The sequence below is a fragment of the Algibacter sp. TI.3.09 genome, from assembly GCF_038154905.1.
Classification (GTDB): Bacteria; Bacteroidota; Bacteroidia; order Flavobacteriales; family Flavobacteriaceae; genus Algibacter.
Genome location: NZ_JBAKAN010000062.1, coordinates 1 through 289, shown reverse-complemented (window position 1 = coordinate 289; position 289 = coordinate 1). Strand labels below are relative to the sequence as shown.

Here is a 289-nt window from a genome sequence, read left to right as displayed (position 1 = left end):
AAAAAGTGTTTTCCGTTTTGTTTAATAAACGCGAATGTATCTTGAAAAAACTCACTAAAACCTCTTGATTTATATAATTCCATATGATTTTTTAAGTTTTTTATTTACGATAAATGGGTAACCTAAATAGTAAAATGAAATAATACCTAGCGTTATTAAAATGATGCCAACCGATAACCAATTTGGCATAATGTTAGAATATCGAGTTACAAAACCTTCTAAAAAACCGGCTGCAATAGTCAACGGAAACGTACTAATTAATATTTTAACACCATCTTTCATGCCTCTT

At 28.7% G+C, this 289-nt stretch carries 1 pseudogene; it reads right to left on the bottom strand.

Going from position 1 to position 289, the window contains the following annotated elements:
* Positions 1 to 69: 69 nt before the first annotated feature.
* Positions 70 to 289: pseudogene (locus V6246_RS18325) on the bottom strand (stage II sporulation protein M); the annotation flags it as partial.